The organism is Aeromonas sp. HMWF014 (assembly GCF_963878295.1).
GTDB classification, from domain to species: Bacteria; Pseudomonadota; Gammaproteobacteria; order Enterobacterales; family Aeromonadaceae; genus Aeromonas; species Aeromonas popoffii.
The window spans coordinates 1-2,345 of sequence record NZ_CAWNYS010000501.1; the positions used below are offsets into that span (position 1 = coordinate 1).

General features: G+C 58.6%; 1 protein-coding gene and 1 tRNA gene. One reads left to right on the top strand and one right to left on the bottom strand.

All coding sequences use genetic code 11. The annotated features are described in order from the left end of the window. Positions 1-449: 449 nt before the first annotated feature. Positions 450-525: transfer RNA gene (locus AAC083_RS19645), tRNA-Asn, on the bottom strand. Positions 526-658: 133 nt separating this feature from the next. Here AAC083_RS19645 and uvrB point away from each other — a divergent pair. Beyond that, a partial coding sequence (uvrB, locus tag AAC083_RS19650; protein WP_108537508.1) for an excinuclease ABC subunit UvrB occupies positions 659-2,345 on the top strand: 1,687 nt, incomplete at its 3' end.

Here is a 2,345-nt window from a genome sequence, read left to right on the forward strand (position 1 = left end):
GGGGGATGACCCATGGTGCAAGGGATGGCGAAAAGATATCTGGAAAAAGTATCTGATCAGTGGCCTTTTGACCCAGTTGAAGTGGCGCTCAAAAACAGCAGAAAGTGGGGATCGCAAAGGAAATGGGCCGTCGCTGGCGGCGATGGCCTGCGAAGCTAGGCCGTGACTGGCTTTGGCTGACTTACCCACAGAATCTGTGGATAACCCTGTTCATGAATCTTGGTGATCAGCCTGCAGGCCGCGCCAATACTGGGGTACAAGGGCTGTTCAAAAAATACCTGAAGAAAAATGTTTCTATAAAAATCAAATAGTTATGTGTGGCAGAACAAAACGCTGTCGAGCCAAGAGAGGAAACAAAGAGAGGTTGTCACCGCAGGGCGCGGCTTGTGCATTAAAATTGGCAGAGGAAAGTACTAAAGTGGATAACTTGCACCGAGATGGTGAGGAATTGGCTCCCCCGACTGGACTTGAACCAGTGACATACGGATTAACAGTCCGCCGTTCTACCGACTGAACTACGGGGGAACATCAGGCAAGGAGGGGCACTATACAGAGCTCGCTTTTCGAGGTCAATAGCCGCTTTGGCAAGAGAGTGGATACCCAGGTTACCCCAACTCGGAGTACACTTCTGCCTTGCTGTTTTTTGTCGGGAGTCGTCATGAGCAAGTTATTCCAGTTGGCCAGCCAGTTTGAACCTGCGGGAGATCAGCCAGAGGCGATCGCCCGCCTGCTCGATGGCATCGAGTCCGGCCTCGCCCACCAGACCCTGCTCGGGGTGACTGGCTCGGGCAAGACCTTCACCATGGCCAACGTGATCGCGACCCTCAACCGCCCCACCATGATACTGGCTCCCAACAAGACGCTGGCGGCCCAGCTCTATGGCGAGATGAAAGAGTTTTTCCCAGAGAATTCGGTGGAGTATTTCGTCTCCTACTACGACTACTACCAGCCCGAGGCCTATGTGCCGACCACGGACACCTTCATCGAGAAGGATGCCTCCATCAACGATCACATAGAACAGATGCGGCTGTCGGCCACCAAGGCCCTGTTGGAACGGCGGGACGTGATCATCGTTGCGTCTGTGTCGGCCATCTATGGTCTGGGGGATCCTCAGGCCTACCTCAGCATGATGCTGCACCTCAAAGTCGGGGACGTGATCAATCAGCGGGACATACTGCGCCGTCTCGCCGAGCTGCAATACACCCGCAACGACATGGCGTTTCAGCGTGGCACCTTCCGGGTGCGTGGCGAGGTGATAGACATCTACCCCGCCGAATCGGACAAGCTGGCGCTGCGGGTGGAGCTGTTTGACGAAGAGGTGGAGCGGCTCTCCCAGTTTGATCCCCTGACCGGCGCCATCGAGCAAACGGTCGTGCGCTACACCATCTACCCCAAGACCCACTACGCCACCCCGCGCGAGACCATTTTGGGTGCCATCGAGCACATCAAAGTGGAGTTGAAGAGCCGTCGGGAGCAGCTGTTGTCGCTCAACAAGCTGGTGGAAGAGCAGCGCATCAGCCAGCGCACCCAGTTCGACATGGAGATGATGCAGGAGCTGGGCTACTGCTCCGGCATCGAGAACTACAGCCGTTACCTCTCCGGCCGCGCGCCGGGGGAGCCGCCGCCCACCCTGTTTGACTACCTGCCGGGGGATGGCCTGCTCATCATCGACGAGTCCCACGTCACGGTGCCGCAGATCGGCGCCATGTTTAAAGGGGACAGATCCCGCAAGGAGACGCTTGTGGAGTACGGCTTCCGGCTGCCCTCGGCGCTCGACAACCGGCCGCTGAAGTTCGATGAGTTCGAATCGCTGATGCCGCAGACCGTGTTTGTGTCGGCTACCCCGGGCCCCTACGAGCTGGACAAGTCCGGTGGCGACGTGGTGCAGCAGGTGGTGCGTCCCACCGGCTTGCTCGATCCCGAGATCGAGGTGCGCCCTGTCACCACCCAGGTGGACGATCTGCTCTCAGAGATCCGGCTGCGTGTCGCGGTCGAGGAGCGGGTGCTGGTGACCACGCTCACCAAGCGGATGTCGGAGGACTTGACCGAGTATCTGGCGGATCACGATGTGCGGGTGCGCTACCTGCACTCCGACATCGATACGGTCGAGCGGGTGGAGATCATCCGCGATCTGCGCCTCGGCAAGTTCGACGTGCTGGTGGGCATCAACCTGTTGCGCGAAGGGCTCGACATGCCGGAGGTTTCCCTGGTGGCCATTCTGGATGCGGACAAGGAGGGCTTCCTGCGCTCCACCCGATCGCTGATCCAGACCATAGGCCGCGCCGCCCGTAACCTCAACGGCAAGGTCATTCTCTATGGAGATACCATCACCAACTCCATGAGGG